Raw genomic sequence first — 17787 nt, forward strand, 5'->3', positions numbered from 1 at the left:
TTAATACGATTTTAACCTAACAAAAAGCACTCCCCTTTCCATGTAACTTAGTTTTTCCACAATTCTTCCGTAAGGGTCAATAACCGCTGTATCTCCGGAATTATTAACCCAAACCACAAACTTTTTAAACCTCAAAGATGCCCACTGGGCAAACCTGAAGTGCTGGAAGGTGCAATCGCTGTCTTTAAACCATCCATCGTTTGTAAGGACAACAATAATGTTAGCGCTCTTTGCCAGTTTCTCCATGAAGCTATAGTGAGCTATTTCAAAGCATATAGGAACCGCCATGCTAAAGTCCTTGTACTTTATGGTTTTTATCCTTTGCCCTGGGTTATAGTCAATGCCCCCTATGGATTGGAAAATGTCTTTTAAAAACTCAAAGGGTCTTGGTATAAATTCTCCCACAGGCATAAGTTTTACCTTGTCGTAGTAATCCACAAGCCTTCCTTCGGCAAACAGATAGGCGGAGTTGTAAGGCTTTAGGTCTTCCCTTATGTCTATAAGGCCCACAAGTATGGGAGCTTGAAGACTAAGCCTGTATAAGGTTTCTGTTTCCTCCTCCGAAAAGTAAAAGTGGAAGGCAGACTCTGGAAGAACTATCAGGTCCGGCTTTTCTTTTATTGCCTTTTCTATCATTCGGATTATTTCTTTTGAGTGCTTGCTAAAGGTTTCTCTGCTCAGCTTATCTTCTTGAGGCACTGCGGTTTGAATGAGGGCTAATTTTACTCCCTCCAAGGTGTTTGGTTCGACTCTGTAAGATACATAGCTTATGAGAAGAAGGAAAGCTATTTTTAAGGTGAGCAAAAGGATCTTTTTTTGAAGGATTAGATAAGCAAAAAGCCAACACAGAAAGGTGTAAATCGGTATGCTTATAAAGTAAAGTGAATATTTAAACACCTGCACTTGAGATATAACCTCTCCTATTAACAGCCACGGGAAACCGCCAAAGGGAAAGTGGGACCTTATCCATTCAACAATCGTATAAAGTATGCCATAGGCAAGTGGTGAGTTTTTTAGAAAATTCTTAGAGACAAAGGCTGGTATGAAAAACTGAAAGATTGTAAATATCAACACAAATAAGGAGAATATGGAGTAAGACAGAAGTGGGTTTAGACCACCAAATTCTATGCTGGATATATTGGCACATCTGAGGGACAAAAAGACAAACGTATAGCCTCCAAAAGTCCAAAAAAATATAGACCTATTCTTGAGAAAAAGAAGAAGGGCTGGAAAGAGTAAAAACCAAAGGTTTAGTTTGGAAAAGGGAAAGTAAAGAAGGGTTCCTGTTAAGAGTGCCAAAAGAAAGTTTTTCATGTTTTTGAAAGGGTTAGCAAAGCAACGCCTGATATAATTAGCAAAACTCCCAATAACTTTTGTAAGTTTAAGCTTTCCCCCAATATCAGAAAGGCAAACAGAGCACTCCACAACGGTGAAGTGGATGCTATGGGAGACACTATGGAAACATTACCGTGTCTTATCGCCTCAAAAAAGAAGAAAAGACCTAAGAAGCCCGATAAAATCCCGCCCAAAACCAAAAAAACTATTTCTTTAGATCCTATAACAAAGGAGCCATCTATCAGCATGTATAGGACGGATGCTAAAAGAAAGGCTGAAAGGTTATGAACTGCTAAGGCTAAAAGATTATTCACCTCAGACTTCAGACCTATTTTTATAAAAACTGGAGCTAAACCCCATACCAAGCTGGCAAGTAAGGCAAAGATTACGCCCCTCACAGCTGGAAAACCCCAATTACAGGTGCGTGGTCAGAAGGTTTGGGTTCCTTTCTTTTTCTTGGCCAAGTATCCACAAATACGTCCTTTAGGTTTTCAAGCAAAGGTTTTGTTATGAGCACATAGTCAATTCTCATTCCTTCGTTTTTCCAAACCGCACCTCCTATGTAGTCCCACCAAGTAAATTGAACCTTGTTTGGGTATAGAAACCTAAAGCTGTCCACAAAACCCCACTCCAATATTCTCCTTAGAGCTTGTCTTTCTTCTGGCATTGTGCCTATGGTGTCTCTTAAAATCTCTGGATCATACACGTCTATGTCTTCTAAGGCTACGTTCATATCTCCAACTAATATAATCTTATCGGTAGGTTTATAGTTCTTGTTTAAAAACTCATAAAAGGCTTGGTAAAACTCCAACTTATAGTAAAACTTTTCTTTTCCTCTCTCTTCTCCGTGGGGAAAGTAAGCGTTTATGAGCCATACCTCTTCAAACCTACCGCCTATAACTCTGCTTTCCTTGTCAAACTTGGGATTATCTATACCTTTGAAAAGGTCCTTTAGTTCAAATTTGGAGCATATGGCTACTCCGTTGTAAGTTTTCTGTCCATGCACAAAGCACTTATAACCTAAGGTAGCAAAATCCAAGGAAGGAAAATTGTGATTTTCGGTCTTTATTTCCTGAAGACAAAGCACTTCCACAGGACTTCTTTTAAGCCACATAAAAACTAATTCTTTTCTTGCTCTTATGGAATTTACGTTATAAGTAGCTACTTTGATTAGCATAGTCTCTTTAACACTTTGATAAGTGCCTCAAGAAAAGCATCGTTTTCTTCGGGAAAGCCCAGGCTTACCCTCAAACAACCCCTTAGCCCAGGAAGGTAAGACACATCCCTTACCAAAACTCCCTCTTTTATAAGCTCTTTATGGACCAAATCCGCAGGATAAGGTGTGCTAAAGAGAAAGAAGTTAGCATCAGACGGATAAACTTTGACGCCTTCTAACTTGCTTAGCTCCTTCATAACTCTCTCCCTTTCCCTAATTACCATCCTTATGTGCTCTTCAATCAAAAAGTAGAATTCCGCAAGCATAACTTTGGCTATTGCCTGAGATGGATAGGTTATGTTAAAGGGCAGTCTTACCTTGTTTATCTCCATAGCTATATCTTCTTTTGCAATCAGAACACCTATCCTAAGCCCCGCAAGCCCTATCTTTGAAAGGGTTCTGAGCACTACCGTGTCTTCTCTGCTCAGCGCATCTTTGAGGAAGGTCTTTCCCGAAAAATGATAGTATGCTTCATCCAACACAGTAAAAACTTTCTCTTCCCTTATCCTTCTTATTTTCTCCTCGCTAAAGCAGTTTCCTGTAGGATTGTTCGGATAAGAAAAAAAAGCTATGGCTGGATTTTTTTCTCTGATGGAATTGATAAATGCGTCAAGGTTTAGGTCAAAGTCCTCCTGAAGGGGAACCTCTATTTTTTCCCTTCCCAATACGCTGGCGCATATACCGTACATAGGAAAAGTTGGTATGGGATATATCACACCTCTGTCAAACTCCCCAATGGATATAGAAAGATACTGTATAAGCTCATCTGAACCGTTACCCAAGATCAAGTTGTTTGGAGACACCCCAAACCTAAGGGCTATTATTTCTTTCAACTCAGCGGAATAAGGGTCAGGATAGCGATTAAAAGGTATGGAAGAGACCACTTCCCCTATCCTCTTTTTAACTTCCTCCGGAAACCTTATGGGAAGCTCGTTGGAGGAAAGTCTTACCTTGCAGGAAGTGGTCTCTGTTTTGTAAGGAGAAAGGTCTTTTATCCTCTTAGGGATCATTCCTTCTTTTCTTCTTCTACTTCCTCCTCTTCTTCCATCTCCTCACCTTTTCCTAAGTATAGTTCAAGTTCAGCTACTGTAGATTCCATAAGCTTGTCTTCCAATATTCCCTTTATTAACCTGTTTAACTTTCTTTCATCACCCATTGCAATACCGTTCAGCACATAATACAGTCTTTTGGGCAAAGATAATGATATTCTTCTGTATCTTGGACCGCCTTTTTTTCTTCCTCTCTTAGCCATTTTGTACCTCCTGATAATTTTTGAATTTCTATTTTATCACTAATTTTTGCATTGTTGTTTTCCTTTTCAACAAAAACTGGAAAGATATCAGGTTAATTTAATTATTCTTAAAAGCTCTTCTTTCCCTTTTCCCTCTTTTGCAGAGGTAGGAATGATGGGGGCGTTTGTTAAGGCTTTGATCTTTTTTATGACTTCTGCTTGCTGTTTTTGATTTGCTTTGTCCCATTTTGTAAGAACTACTACGTATTTGTATCCCTCAAGAAACCGTAACATCTGTTCGTCCAATGGAGTTGGCCCAATTCTACTGTCTATTAGCAAAAACACCATAGCTATTCTATCTTTGCAATCCGAAAAGTATTTTTCTATGATCTCCTTCCATCTTTCTCTCTCTTGTCCAGATACCTTTGCATAACCATAGCCCGGTAAATCTACCAAGTATTGATCTTTGCCGAAAGAAAAGAAGTTTATGGTTTTAGTCCTTCCTGGTTCTTTACTAACGTAGGCTACTTTTTTACCTGCCAACATGTTTATCAAGGATGACTTCCCTACGTTTGATCTTCCTGCAAAGACCAGGTGTTTTTTGTGATCTTTTGGAAAGTTTTCCGTGAAAGATCCACAAAACTTTACTTCTCTATCCATTCTTTGATTTCGCCCACCAAGTAAAAGGAACCTATCACCAAAATGTCTTCCCTAAGATTTAGCACTTCTTCCGCTGATTTCAAAGTTATTATTTCCTGAAAGTTTAACCTTTCCGCTTCTTTTACTAACTCAGACAGGCTTTCACCTCTGTGGTGTCTGATCTCCAAAAGGTATATTCTTTCTGAAAAATCTCTGAGAATTTTCATAGAGTCTTTCCATTCTTTTTCTTTTAGACCTGTGAATACAGGAGTGAGCTTTATACCGCTTGCTTTTAGTTGGTTTATCACAATCTTTACGCTGTCCGCATTGTGCGCACCGTCCAAAATTAAAAGTGGTTTTTCTCTTAAAACCTCCATCCTCCCTTCCAATTTTGTATTTTCCAAAGCTAACCTTACCTTATCTTCCTTTAGCTTTACAACTTGCGCTGTAAGGGCCAAAGCTATACTTGCGTTGTCTATCTGCCACTTTCCCCAAAGGCCAAGTCTCACGTCTTTTATATGAAAAAAGTCCGATGTAAATTCCTCAAGATACGTTTGCATACCATTTACTACTCCCTTAGCAAAAAAGTCCATTCCTGCCACCAAAAGGTCTTCCTTTTGGCAAACTTCCAAGGCTAAAGGATAAAGGGGATATTTTGGACTTCCCAAAACTATAGGTCTTCCGGGAACATATATGCCGAGCTTTTCCCTTGCCCTTTCTTCTGGAGTTTTCCCAAGCCACTTAATATGATCCCTTTGTATATTAGTTATTGCACAAGCGGAAGGATTACAAACTCTGGTCGCATCCCATCTACCTCCCATACCAACTTCAAAAACTGCAAAATCTACTCTTTCGTCTTGAAAAAACTTAAGGGCTATGAGCGTGCATGCTTCAAAGTAAGTTAGCTCAAATCTCTCAAAAACCAGCTTTAGATCCTCCACATAATACTTCAGTCTTTCTTCGGAAATTTTCTGTCCGTTTATCCTCCATCTTTCCTTTTCATCAAACAGATGAGGAGAGACGAACCAACCTGTTTTATAACCATGATGTCTTAGGATGCTCTCTGAAAAGGCACAGGTAGAACCTTTACCGTTGGTGCCTCCAACAAGAACAGAAATGTAAGGAGGGTTCTTTAATCCCACGTATTCAACAGCTTTTTGGATTCTGTCCAACGTGGGAACTATCTTGTAGTCTTTTCCTCTGTAAAGCTCATAAAGAACCATAGGAAATAAACATTATAGAATTATAATACGCCTTTAAAGGTTTAAAATTTGCTCTGCCTTTTCGTAAGCACCCTTTGTCATTTGAAGAAGCTCCAATCTATTTATGCCGGTAATTTTCTCTATGTTAGTTAGTATGGCAGAGTTATAAGGATCCTCCGAAGATTGAATAGTTGGATACTTTTCTTCCAGCTGAGAAGCAAAATCAAGAATCTCTCTTAGTTTTTTATGTTTTCCGGTATATCCGTCAAGTATTACCCTATCAATGTGAATTTCCTTCAGAAAACTTATTTTATCAACTCCTAAAATCTCATCTATCAGTGAGAAAAGTCCCATAAGGTAAGCCGCATCTTCTAAGTCTGGCATAATGCGCTTTGCCATTTGACTTGCTAAGAAAGCCCTAATTAGAGCCTTTTTCCAAAGAACAGGATTTTCCACACTTATGTAGTCATTCATAGCAAGTAAAAATATGAAGTTTCTAATATTCTTCATACCTAACATACTACACGCTTGTTCCACGCTTTTTATCTCTTGAATAGGTGAAAAATAAGCAGAGTTAACGAACCTGAGAAGTTTTGCAGTTAGACCCGCATCGTAGGATATAAATCTGGCTATTTCTTTAATACTTTGGGCACTGTGTAGCATAGGTATTAGTTTTACTAAATTATTTTTCAAATATGGTGCTGTTTCAAATTCTTTTAAAACGTAAGGTGCTCCTAAGTAGTTTCCTTCAAAAAAATCTCCAATTTCAACTGCTTTATTGTATTGTTTTTCATTTTCTATTTTTGTAATTAACAGTTTTTTATCTTTAGCCTTTAAGCTTGTAACTTTTGTATCAGTTAGATGGTGAAAATCTACAGTTATAAGAAAAGCTTCTTCAACAAATTGTTGATAAGATTCTTTCAGCAGAATATCGTAGGATGCAGCTAACAGTATTCCAGATTCCTTAAATTTCTCTGCTCTTTTTAGTGCCTGATTTATGACAATGGTTCCTACTTGTATCTGAGGTGGTATCAGCTCCAGTATTAGCTTTTCTGGGGGCAGATTTTCAAAAGCTTTATTAAGAAGAGAGTCAATAGATACGTTTAACATAATTTTCTTGCCTTCGCCTATCTTATTAACACCATGCTCCATAAGGATCTCCAGTATTATGTGAGTAGATCTGTTATAAGGAACTTCCTTTGGATACTCTAACATATTCCCTTTTTTGCGAAGATATACTTCGTATGCTACTACATTGTCTTTTTTGTCAAAAATGGGCTGTTTTGCTATTAAAAAACTCATGGAGACTTTCTTTTAATTCTGGATACAAAGGATATTGTTCGCATAACTCTAAAACTTGGCTCTTAACCCTTTCTATAACAGTTTCATCTTCCAAGTTTTTTATAACCTGAGATATAAGCCTTGCTATGAGCTTCATCTCCTCTTCCTTCATACCCCTCGTGGTTAAGGCTGCAGTGCCCAACCTTATACCGCTTGTTTTTGTGGGCGGTAGTGGGTCAAAGGGAACTGCGTTTTTATTTACAGTTATGTTGGCTTTTCCTAAGGCATCTTCCACCTGTTTGCCCGTAAGTCCAGTGTTTCTTAGATCCACCAATACTATATGGCTATCCGTTCCACCTGTAACTATCTTAAAACCTTCCTTTTGCAATTCTTCTGCCAGCGCCTTTGCGTTTAGAACCACCTGTCTGGCATAGGCTTTAAATTCTTCCGTCATAGCTTCTTTAAAGGCTACCGCTTTTGCTGCGATCACGTGCATTAGGGGACCGCCTTGGGTGCCAGGAAACACTGACTTGTCTATTTCCTTTGCAAACTCCTGCCTGCAGAGTATAAATCCACCTCTTGGACCTCTTAAGGTTTTGTGGGTGGTGGATGTTACAAAGTGGGCATAAGGGACTGGGTTTGGATAAACTCCACCTGCAATCAATCCAGAATAGTGAGCCATATCAACCATTAGATAGGCTCCCACCTCCTGAGCTATCTCTGCAAGCTTTTCCCAGTCTATTACCCTTGGATAAGCTGACGCACCCCCCACGATCATCTTAGGCTTATACTCTTTGGCAAGCCTATAGATCTGATCGTAGTCTATGAGCTCTGTATTTGGATTTACTCCGTAGTAAATGGCATTGTAAAGCTTTCCTGAAAAGTTTACCTTAGCTCCGTGGGTGAGGTGTCCGCCGTGGGCCAGATCCATTCCAAGGATGGTATCTCCCGGCTTAAGAACCGCCATATAAACCGCCATGTTTGCCTGACTTCCAGAATGGGGCTGGACGTTGGCATGCTCTGCACCGTAAAGTTTTTTAACTCTCTCTATAGCCAACCTTTCTGCCTCATCCACCCATTCACAACCGCCGTAGTATCTTTTACCGGGCAATCCTTCCGCATACTTGTTGGTCAAAACTGAACCTTGGGCTTCCATAACCGCAAGAGAAGTAAAGTTCTCTGAAGCTATCATCTCCAAATGGTAAAACTGCCTTTCGTATTCTTTTACCACAACCCTGTAAATCTCTGGATCTGTCTTTTTAAGATGTTCCATAAACGACCTCCTCCTTTTTTAGCTTACTGAGGTAAGTTTCCCAATCTTTTGGAAACTTTTGCATAGCTTGTCTGATGAGCCTGCCTGCTACCGCACCCAAACCGCATATGGATGTGGGCTGAATATACTGATTTACAAACTTAAACCCTTCCCAATCCCTTTCTGTAGCTTTTCCTTCAACGATCTTTTTTAAGAGATAAACCTGTTCGTGTGTTCCTACCCTGCATGGAGTGCATTGACCACAGCTTTCGTGAGCGTAAAACTCTGCTATATCCAAACACGCCTTTACTATATCATCCTCTTCAGTTAGCACTATAACTGTTCCAGTTCCACCAAATCCAAAGGGGGAGTAGTCCATAGGTGTATCCAGCTCTTCTGCAGAAAAGCAATCTAAGGCTCCAGAAAAGACAGCCTTAACTTTTTTGTTTCCTATGGTTCCGCCAGCATACTTGTATATAACTTCCCTAAGGGTAGTGTTCATAGGAAGCTCGTAAACACCGGGCTTTTTTACTTTTCCACTAACCGGAAAGAGCTTTGGTCCCGGATAGTCGCTTGGTCCTATGTATCTGTATTCTTCCCAACCCATACCAACTATTAAAGGTATGTTGCAAAGGGTTTCTACATTATTGACTACAGTAGGTCTTCCAAAAAGCCCATACTGAACTGGATAGGGTGGCTTTATCCTGGGAAAACCTCTTTTCCCTTCCAAAGACTCTATTAAGGCACTTTCTTCCCCGCAGATGTAAGCACCCGCACCTCTTGCTACGTATATTTCAAGGTCAAAGCCAGAGTTTAGTATGTTTTTACCCAAAAAGCCCTTAGCCTTTGCTTCTTCTATGGCGTCCTTGAGTATGTAATATCCCGCAGGGTATTCACCCCTTATGTATATAAAAGCCTGATTTGCACCTATGGCGTATGCGGAGATTATTATACCCTCTATGAGCAAATGGGGATCTCTCTCTATGAGTATTCTGTCTTTGAAGGTGCCCGGTTCAGATTCGTCCGCATTGCATATTAAATACCTTGGGGCTGGATTTTGGACTGCAAACTTCCACTTTTTACCCGTAGGAAAGCCTGCACCCCCTCTGCCCCTAAGTTGGCTTTTATCCACCCAATCTATTATCTCCTCTGGACTCATATTGAGAGCTTTTTCTAAGGCTTGGTATCCTCCATCCCTTAGGTAATCCTCTATAGTATGTACTTTTGGCTTTTTGGCTCTTCTAAGAAGTAGGTTTAAAGTAGTTTCTGCGTAAATGTTAGGTATATTTGGATAGGATCTCATAGAGCTTCTCCTCGCTTTCAAATTTGTAAGTGTCGTTATCCACCATAAAAACTGGCGCTTCAGAACAGGCACCTAAGCACTGAACCGCTATGAGCTTAAACCTACCATCCTTGCTAACCTCTCCCACCCCTATTCCCAAGTGTTTCTTTATAGCGTCCAAAAGTCTTTTCTTCCCCATCAGATTGCAAACTATACTGACACAGACCCTTATTCTGTGTTTGGCGGGCTCACCCCTGTCAAACATGTCGTAAAAGGAAACTACATTCTCCACATGGTTTAGTGGAAGGTTCAAGATCTGAGCTATTCTCTCTAAGGCAAAGGAGGGGATGTTTCCATAGTAATCCTGCACTTCGTGCAGACAAAGCAGTATGGCTTGTTCCCTCTTTGGGAAATAGTTTGCGTAAGCTTCTAACTTTTGTTCAAGCTCCACAGGTAGCATATTAAAGATAAAATTATAATACGCTGGGTGAGAAATTAAGAAAAAGGCAAGTTTTCTTGTCAGAAAGCCCTTTGGAGGGCAGGGATTTTTAATATCCCTAAACCCCACCAAAGAAGGTTTTCAATTACATCAGCAGGTGGTTGCTTAAAAACTTGGGAGTATGTTATAATCCTCTATGAATTCTGAGGGCTTTTGAATAGCCCTTGTCAAATTGGCAAGTGAATAGGGATAGTCTTTCCTTTTGTTTTGTCTCAATTTGAGATAAGCTAAGACTTTGTTTCTCAGGCTTCTGAGAGACATCAGTCATCACAAAAACATAAAGTCATAATTATGTAATTGCACAAAGTCATAATTATGCACGATTGCTTAAAGCATTGGGAGACAAAGACTTAAATTTGACAATAACACACTCAACTTTGCACGACCTCGGATTTTCGGAAAATAACCTTCATTTGCGAGGGGTACCCCCTTGACAAAATTATTGATTTGTCTTATTTTAATTAAGGTGGTAAGTTGGGGTTCCTAATCTACCGTGTGGAGTTGAAAGCGCCCCATTAGAGTTGAATATAATGCACGCTTTTCCAGTTCCTAATCTACCGTGTGGAGTTGAAAGTTTCTTTACATTACCTTCTCTTCTGCTCACTAAAGGTTCCTAATCTACCGTGTGGAGTTGAAAGTGTTTTGACGAATTGGGAGTTTTTGAAAACATACCGTGTTCCTAATCTACCGTGTGGAGTTGAAAGTACAAAGCCGAAGCCACCTTTAGTCTTGTAGTCTTACCTGGTTCCTAATCTACCGTGTGGAGTTGAAAGGCCTTTAGAACTTTTTTTACAACTCATTAAGTTTTATTAGTTCCTAATCTACCGTGTGGAGTTGAAATAGCGAACTGAGGAGTTCAAGCAAGTTGAAGTTGTTAAGTTCCTAATCTACCGTGTGGAGTTGAAAGGCTCTCATGTTTTTCAGCTTGTCAGTTGAGTATATGAATGGTTTGGTTTTTATGTGCTTATAGAGAATTGATGAGGATTTTAGATGAACCTGCCTTTTTCACCAAATCTGACACTTACGGATTTTGTGAAACATAAACCTATGTGCTTAGGTAATTTCTCATTTACCGCTTGGATGACTATAATACTAATGTAGTGTTTTCAAACAAGCATCAGATTAGCCTAAAGCTTCCAAAGGAGTATTGGAACTCGGCGTTGGACCTTCTTTTGTCCAAGGGTTTTTACAAAAGAGATGTAGCTAATGCTTTTTTATCACTCACCGATGGAAACAACTTCATAAACTTTTACTCTTCTGGTGTTCTTCTTATCCAAGGTAAAGATGCGCAGATTTTAAAAGAAGAGATTTTGAAGTTGGTAAAGCTGGAGCGTGTGGTTGTTGGATGTGATGAGGCAGGAAAAGGAGATGTTTTTGGTCCATTGGTGCTGTGCTGTTGCATCTTAAAACCAGAAAACTTTGAGAAGGTCCTGAGCTTGTCACCAAAAGATTCCAAAAAAATCAAAGACGAGGAGCTATTTAGAAAGATTCAGGCGTTGGAAAATTTGGTAGAGTTTCGGTGTATCTTCTTAAGCCCAAAAGAACTTAACCAAATCTACAAGGAAAAACCTAACCTAAATAGAATACTGGATTGGGGCTACCTAAGACTTATAAAAGAAGTTCTGAAAGAGTATCCAGACGCTAAGGTAACGGTGGATGCTTACTCTCACCGAAATCCTTTTGGAAGTTTAGCAAGCTTTGAACACAAGGCAGAGGAAAAAGTAGAAGTGGCTTGTGCCAGTATGAAGGCACGCTATGAGTTTTTAAAGTGGCTAAAAGCTCATAATCTTCCCAAGGGTGCTTCTTTGGAAGTTATGCAAATGGCAAGAAGAATGTTAAATCAAAAGAACTACGAGGACTTTGTTAAAGCCTTCTTTCTAAAGTAACCAATCCTGTCAAAGATTTCGTAAAGCACAGGGAGTAAGAAAAGGCTAAGAGGTAGTCCTGTAAATATACCACCTATGACCACTAAGGCAAGGGGTTTTCTGAGCTCTGAGCCAGCAGTAAGACCGAGGGCTACGGGTATCAACGCAAAAACTATGGTTATGGTAGTCATGATTATAGGCCTTAGCCTTTCTCTTCTTGCCTGAAGTATGGCTTCTCTGGTGGGAAAGCCTTCCTTTTTGAGTTGTATAATCCTTTCTATAAAGAGTACCGCATCTCTGACGATAATGCCCACCAGCAGTATTATTCCAAAGTAAGAGGGGACACTAAGAGAAGTATTTGTGAGCCACAAAAGCCCAAAGGCTCCCATTATGGACAAAGGCACCATTACCAAAACGGTAAAGGGATGTCTGTAGCTTTCAAACAAGGACGCAAGGACCATATAAACACCTACCAAAGCAACTATCAAAGCCAAACCCAAGCCTTGAAAAGCTCTGGCAAATTCCTTTGCCTGTCCTACCGCTTCGTAAGTATAGCCAGGTGGAAGGTTGTTTTTAAGCCAATCCTCCAGCTCCTTTACAGCCTCTGCCAAGGACTTCTCTCCAGACAAGTTTGCAAAAAAGGAAAAAGAATACTGTCTGTTGTATCTGTTTAGAAATTGGTAACCAGTTCTCTGTTCTATCTCTACCACTTCAGAAAGTGGCACTAAGGATCCGTTCAAACTTTTGAGATAAACTTTCCTTAGGTTTTCCACATCTTCCACAAAAGAAGGAATAGCCTTTATATAAACATCATAGCTTTCTGAGCCAAGCTCATAGGTTGCTATCTGCAGTTTTCCAAAAAGCACCCTCAAGGTAGTAGAAACCTGCTCCACACTTATACCAAGGTCTGCAAGCTTTTCCCGATTAACTTTTATATGCACCTGTGGTTCGTTCAACCTAAGGTTCGTATCCACATCCCTGTATCCGGGTCTTCCTCGGAACTCTGCCACAAGTTTGTTTGCTATATTCTGAAGCTCTTCTATATCTGGACCTTTAACCGCATACTGTATATCCACCTGCCTTCCACCTCCCGGACCTACTATACCAGCAGACTCTACGCTAACTCTCACATCCCTTAGCTTTGCAAACTCTGCCCTTAACATTTCCATAACTTCCCTTTGATGGGGTCTTTTGTCCCTTTCCACCAGATAAACAAAGGCTAAACCACCATTAACAGTTGGTCTTCCTGCCACTCCCTGACCCATAGCCAAGCCGAACCTTTCTACGTATGGATTTTTTCTGATGATCTCTTCTACTTCTTTTGTTTTTTGTTCGGTAAATTCAAAGGATGAGCCTACGGGCGTTTCAAACCTTATCAAAAACCTACCTTCATCCACCAGTGGAAAAAACTCCTTCTTAGTCATTCTAAAAAACTGAAAACCAATCACTACGCTGACTAAGGAAAGGCCTATAACTATAGCTTTGTGGTCCAAAGACCACCGAAGGGCTCTATCAAAATAGCTTTCAAACCTTGCATAGAGCTTAGTAAAGGGGTTTTCTGCTGGAACCTTATCTACCAATCTGGAAACAGCCATAGGCGTAAAGCTTATGGCAACCAAGTAGGAGATGGCTATGGCTACAACCAAAGTTAGAGCAAAGCTTCCAAAAAGCTTACCTATTACACCCTTCAGAAATATGATAGGTATAAATACGATTATCAGAGAGGAGGTTGAGGCAAGCAGTGCAAAGATGACCACTCTTGTCCCCTTTTCTCCTGCTTCTAAAGGTGGTAAGTTTTCCTCTTTGCGCCTTCTGTAAATGCTTTCTAAAACTACTATAGCATCGTCTATAACTATGCCTACTGCCACAGCAAGAGCCAAAAGGGTAAAGGTGTTCAAAGACTGGTCTATTTGATAAAGAAAGAAAATTGTTCCAAGAAGGGCAATGGGTATGGCAAAGACTGGGACAAAGGTGAGCCTTAAGCTACCTAAGAAAAAGTAAACAACCAGTGAAGTTAAGAAACTCCCGATGATTATCTCCTCCACCGCAGCCTTTACGCTGTCTTTTACAAACACGCTGGCGTCAAAGCTTGTAGCCATCTTCAAATCAGGCGGAAGCTGTTTATTCCACTCTTCTATCCTTTGCTTTATTCTTTCCACAGTGGCTACAGTGTTTGTTTTGGACTGTTTGTATATCACAAAAGCTATAGCCTGCTCCCCCATAAACCTTGCCATACCTCTTTTTTCATCCTCTCCAAATTCTACATAACCGATATCCCTGAGCCTAAGGTTAGGGTTTATAAAAATGCTTTCCAGTTCCTTTGCGTCCTTTGCCTTGCCGTAAAATCGGATTATGTAGTCTCTTTCCTTTCCGTATATTGCACCTGCAGGTGAATCTAAGTGATTTTTAACTACCGCTTCCACAACTTCCTGAACAGCCAAGTTCCTTGAATAGAGCTTTTCTGGATCTATCCTTATCCACATTGCGTTGTCTCTAAATCCACCCAAATCCACCTGTCCCACTCCGTCTATCCTTTCAATATCCCTCTTTATAATCTTGTCAGCCCAATAGGCTAAGGTTTGATAGTCCGCAGTTTTTGAATAAAGAAGAACAACCAATATGGGTGCAAGGGAAGTATCTACTTTTCTAACTAAGGGAGGATCCACACCCTCCGGAAGCCTTCTCATAGCCCTTTGGACCGCATCTCTAACTTCCTGAGCTGCTATATCTATATCCTTTTCAAGGGAAAAGGTAATAGTAATCCGAGAAGTGCCAGAAAAACTTTGGGAAACTATAGACTCTATACCACTTATGGTTGATATTTGATCCTCTATTACTCTGGTTACATTCACATCCACCACCGTAGGATCAGCACCGGGGTAGGTGGTAACTACGCTAACTGTGGGAAAATCTACATCTGGAAGTCTATCTATGGGTATGTTCCGCAGGGAATAAAGACCCAAGAGGATAAAGGCAAACATAAACATCCATGAGGTGACCGGTCTGTGAATAAAAAACCTATACATTAAATGGCTATTATATCTTAGCTATAGGTCCTTACGTTATATTTCTATGACCTTTAACACCTCTTCTAAGACTGGCGGTAAGACTTTTGGTTGATTGCATACCTTTATGGCGGTGTCAGGATCCTTTAGCCCATTTCCGGTGAGGGTGCAAACTACCACCTCACCACCACGGAAAAAGCCTTCCCTACAGAGCTTTATAAGTCCTGCTACGGAAGCGGCAGAGGCAGGCTCACAGAATATACCCTCCTTAGATGCGATCAACTTATAGGCATGCAGTATTTCATCATCGCTTACCGCATCAATCAGACCACCTGATTCCTTAGAAGCCTGAAGGGCGGATTGCCAACTGTAAGGATTGCCTATCTTTATGGCTGTGGCTATTGTTTGTGGATTCTTTATGGGATAGCCTTTAACTATGGGTGCAGAGCCCTCCGCTTGCCAGCCCATCATTTTGGGCAGTTTGTCAATCTTTCCTCGCTCGTAATACTCTTTATATCCTTTCCAATAGGCTGTTATGTTTCCTGCGTTTCCTACGGGTATAAAATGATAATCTGGAGCAAAGCCCAGTGCGTCGCATACCTCAAAGGCACCAGTTTTTTGCCCCTCTATCCTGTATGGATTTACCGAATTAACCACCTCTACTGGAAGTATCTCCCCTAACTTCCTGACTATTTCTAAAGCATCGTCAAAGGTTCCTTGAATTGCCAAAACCTCCGCACCGTAGATAACAGCCTGTGAAAGTTTCCCAAGGGCTACCGCACCTTTTGGAAGAAGCACATAAGCCTTTAATCCAGCCCTGGCAGCGTATGCGGCAGCAGACGCAGAAGTGTTTCCAGTAGAGGCACATATTACAGCCTTTTTTCCACTCTCTACAGCCTTTGATATGGCAAGGGTCATACCTCTGTCTTTGAAAGACCCAGTGGGGTTTAAGCCCTCATACTTTAGGTAAATCTCTCCCTTAAAGCCAATTTCCTTAGCTAAGTTGTCTGCCTTTATAAGAGGAGTGTTTCCTTCGCATAGGGTTATTACAGGCGTGCTGTCGCTAACAGGCAAATATTCCCTATAGTGATGTATAATTCCTCGCCAGTATTTCACCTTAAAAAATTATACTACTCATACTTAACCAACATTCTTTTTGCTACATCCTTTGCCTTTTCTTTACCCTCCAGCTTTTCCAAAAGTTTTAGTCCAAATTCTAAGGCAGTTCCCGGTCCTTGACTTGTTATCACCCTTTGATCTTCTACCACAGGCTTGTCTTCAAAGATAGCAGGTTTTATTTCTTCCACTAAGGTAGGATAGACGGTTGCCCTCTTTCCTTCCAAAATGCCAAACTTTGCCAAAGCTGTGGGTGCGGCGCATATTGCGGATATGTATTTACCCTTTTGCTCCATGGCTTTTACCAGCTTTTCCACCCTTGGGTCCTGTTTTAACCTTTCCACACCACCAGCTCCTCCCGGCAGAATAACCATATCAAGTTCATCAGGGTTCAACTCATCTACAGTAACATCTGGAACTATCCTCACATTTCTTGCGCTGGCTACAGGTTCCTTGCTCAATCCTGCAATGACAACCTCTACTCCGCCCCTTCTTAGCACATCAATGGGGGCTACAGCTTCCACTTCCTCAAAACCTTCCGCAAGTATGATGGCAACTTTTTTAGCCATTTTAACCACCTCCTACTTAAAAATTTCTTTTTCCCTTACCCTTGGGTCAAGGTATGCCAAAAGCAAATCTGCTACAAAGTTTCCAAAAAGTAACATTATGGTGCCTATGTAAAGCCCACCCATTACTAAAAACAGATCTGTTGCCAACACCGCATCAAGCATTAAAGAACCAAGCCCGGGCCAACCCACTATTATCTCCACAAGCGCAGCTCCAGACAACAGCCCCGCTATCTCGTATCCTATGAGAGTAGTAAATGGATTCATGGCGTTTTTTATAATGTGCCTGATAAAGGTCCATCCCCTTAAACCCTTAGCCCTTAGCATAAGGACCATGGGAGAATTTAAAACTTCAATAACAGCACTCCTCATAAGCCTAATAAGTCCTGCGGTGGATATTAAGGTTATAGTAATTATACCCACCAATAAGCTTTGCCAACCACCAACTTGGAAAAAGGCACTTTTTGAAAACATCAAAAGAAGAAGAAAGGCTAAAAAGAAAGAAGGGAAGGACATAAACACATAGGATATAAACCTTATGAGCTTATCTATGGTGGATCCTTCCTTCATGCCTGCCAAAAGACCAAGGGGAACCGCTATAAGCCAAGAGAGGACCGCAGAAGGAACAGTCAAAAGTAAGGTATTACCTATTCTTTCCTTTATCAGTTCTAAAACTGGAGTATGATACTGAAAGGAAATTCCAAGGTCAAACATTAACGCAGACTTTAGCCACTTTAGATATTGGATCAGTATGGGCTGATCCAGTCCGTATTGCTTTCTTAAGGCTTCTATGGTTTCTGGGGAGATCTGCGGGTTTAGTTTAAGCTGGGCAAAGTAGTCTGCAGGCGCAAGCTTTATAATCAAAAAGGAAATAAAGGTTACACCTACGAGGGTAAAAAAACTTTGAATGAGCCTGAGCAAAACAAACCTGAGCATCAGAAGTAGTTTGCTATAAAGTGTGGCGTACTTTCAAAGTATCTTTTTATCTCTTCCTTGTGCTTTTCCTTTACAAACCTAATCACCTTGTAATCATCCCAAAGTCCTATAATGGGTATGCTGTCTGGTATGGAGTCCTTATTTTCCACAAAGTAAAGCAGGGCACAGGTAAAGTCCTTTTTAGCCTCTTCTTCTAATTCAAAATCTTCGTCCAAAAGAATTCTCAGCAAGAGCTTTGCGTCAAGAATAAGGTTTCTGACATGCTCCATAGTGGGAGCTATCTTGGAAAGTTTTTCCTCCACCAACCTTTTTAACTCCAAGGTATCAATTTCTCTGCAGTATTTACTGAGCTTTGCTTCCAT

General features: G+C 40.6%; 17 protein-coding genes and 1 CRISPR repeat array. Of the genes, 1 reads left to right on the plus strand and 16 read right to left on the minus strand.

The features are described from left to right. The 11 genes from lnt to nuoE all read right to left on the minus strand — a co-directional run bounded on the left by lnt (position 1) and on the right by nuoE (position 9898). Positions 1 to 1314 (minus strand): apolipoprotein N-acyltransferase, encoded by a 1314-nt coding sequence (gene lnt / locus K217_RS0104410; RefSeq protein WP_029551922.1) that lies wholly within the window; start codon positions 1312 to 1314, stop codon positions 1 to 3. Continuing rightward, positions 1311 to 1733 carry an EamA family transporter gene (locus K217_RS0104415; protein WP_029551923.1) on the minus strand — a complete coding sequence of 141 codons (423 nt, stop codon included), beginning with the start codon at positions 1731 to 1733 and terminating at the stop codon, positions 1311 to 1313. The genes lnt and K217_RS0104415 overlap by 4 nt, the downstream gene beginning before the upstream one ends. Then, positions 1730 to 2512, minus strand: coding sequence for an exodeoxyribonuclease III (gene xth / locus K217_RS0104420; protein ID WP_038028112.1), 783 nt, complete (start codon positions 2510 to 2512; stop codon positions 1730 to 1732). The genes K217_RS0104415 and xth overlap by 4 nt, the downstream gene beginning before the upstream one ends. After that, positions 2506 to 3561 (minus strand): histidinol-phosphate transaminase, encoded by a 1056-nt coding sequence (hisC, locus tag K217_RS0104425; protein ID WP_029551925.1) that lies wholly within the window; start codon positions 3559 to 3561, stop codon positions 2506 to 2508. The genes xth and hisC overlap by 7 nt, the downstream gene beginning before the upstream one ends. Continuing rightward, positions 3558 to 3803 (minus strand): hypothetical protein, encoded by a 246-nt coding sequence (locus K217_RS0104430; protein WP_029551926.1) that lies wholly within the window; start codon positions 3801 to 3803, stop codon positions 3558 to 3560. The genes hisC and K217_RS0104430 overlap by 4 nt, the downstream gene beginning before the upstream one ends. A gap of 87 nt (positions 3804 to 3890) precedes the next feature. After that, a complete protein-coding gene (gene yihA, locus K217_RS0104435) occupies positions 3891 to 4442 on the minus strand; it encodes a ribosome biogenesis GTP-binding protein YihA/YsxC (RefSeq protein ID WP_029551927.1) in 552 nt (183 codons plus the stop codon). Next, complete coding sequence (locus K217_RS0104440; RefSeq protein WP_029551928.1) at positions 4427 to 5644, minus strand: bifunctional folylpolyglutamate synthase/dihydrofolate synthase; 1218 nt, start codon at positions 5642 to 5644, stop codon at positions 4427 to 4429. Before K217_RS0104440 ends, yihA begins: the two co-directional genes overlap by 16 nt. Positions 5645 to 5677: 33 nt before the next feature. Beyond that, positions 5678 to 6925, minus strand: a complete 1248-nt coding sequence (locus K217_RS0104445; protein ID WP_029551929.1) for an EAL and HDOD domain-containing protein — start codon at positions 6923 to 6925, stop codon at positions 5678 to 5680. Further along, positions 6891 to 8177, minus strand: a complete 1287-nt coding sequence (locus tag K217_RS0104450) for a serine hydroxymethyltransferase (protein WP_029551930.1) — start codon at positions 8175 to 8177, stop codon at positions 6891 to 6893. The genes K217_RS0104445 and K217_RS0104450 overlap by 35 nt, the downstream gene beginning before the upstream one ends. Continuing rightward, on the minus strand, positions 8164 to 9459 hold the full coding sequence (gene nuoF / locus K217_RS0104455; RefSeq protein WP_029551931.1) for an NADH-quinone oxidoreductase subunit NuoF: 1296 nt from the start codon (positions 9457 to 9459) through the stop codon (positions 8164 to 8166). The genes K217_RS0104450 and nuoF overlap by 14 nt, the downstream gene beginning before the upstream one ends. After that, positions 9434 to 9898 carry an NADH-quinone oxidoreductase subunit NuoE gene (gene nuoE, locus K217_RS0104460; RefSeq protein ID WP_029551932.1) on the minus strand — a complete coding sequence of 155 codons (465 nt, stop codon included), beginning with the start codon at positions 9896 to 9898 and terminating at the stop codon, positions 9434 to 9436. The genes nuoF and nuoE overlap by 26 nt, the downstream gene beginning before the upstream one ends. Positions 9899 to 10416: 518 nt before the next feature. Beyond that, a CRISPR array of direct repeats spans positions 10417 to 10844; the repeat unit is 29 nt; unit sequence GTTCCTAATCTACCGTGTGGAGTTGAAAG. 169 nt (positions 10845 to 11013) lie between these two features. Here nuoE and K217_RS0104465 point away from each other — a divergent pair. Continuing rightward, positions 11014 to 11823: a hypothetical protein gene (locus tag K217_RS0104465; RefSeq protein ID WP_052178079.1), complete on the plus strand. Its 810-nt coding sequence runs from the start codon at positions 11014 to 11016 to the stop codon at positions 11821 to 11823. Here the strand turns inward: K217_RS0104465 and K217_RS0104470 are convergent. Genes K217_RS0104470 through K217_RS0104490 form a run of 5 tightly spaced genes read right to left on the minus strand, consistent with a single transcriptional unit; the run spans position 11787 to position 17787 of the window. Further along, on the minus strand, positions 11787 to 14828 hold the full coding sequence (locus K217_RS0104470; RefSeq protein ID WP_029551934.1) for an efflux RND transporter permease subunit: 3042 nt from the start codon (positions 14826 to 14828) through the stop codon (positions 11787 to 11789). The two genes, K217_RS0104465 and K217_RS0104470, sit on opposite strands and share 37 nt — an antisense overlap. Before the next feature lie 36 nt (positions 14829 to 14864). Further along, complete coding sequence (thrC, locus tag K217_RS0104475) at positions 14865 to 15923, minus strand: threonine synthase (protein ID WP_029551935.1); 1059 nt, start codon at positions 15921 to 15923, stop codon at positions 14865 to 14867. Between the two features lie 14 nt (positions 15924 to 15937). After that, entirely contained in the window at positions 15938 to 16492 is a 555-nt protein-coding gene (locus K217_RS0104480) for a DJ-1 family glyoxalase III (protein WP_029551936.1), read from the minus strand. A gap of 12 nt (positions 16493 to 16504) precedes the next feature. Continuing rightward, positions 16505 to 17425, minus strand: coding sequence for an ABC transporter permease (locus K217_RS0104485; RefSeq protein WP_029551937.1), 921 nt, complete (start codon positions 17423 to 17425; stop codon positions 16505 to 16507). Then, positions 17425 to 17787 (minus strand): DUF1232 domain-containing protein, encoded by a 363-nt coding sequence (locus K217_RS0104490; protein ID WP_029551938.1) that lies wholly within the window; start codon positions 17785 to 17787, stop codon positions 17425 to 17427. Before K217_RS0104490 ends, K217_RS0104485 begins: the two co-directional genes overlap by 1 nt.

Source organism: Thermocrinis jamiesonii, from assembly GCF_000702425.1.
Taxonomy (GTDB): Bacteria; Aquificota; Aquificia; order Aquificales; family Aquificaceae; genus Thermocrinis; species Thermocrinis jamiesonii.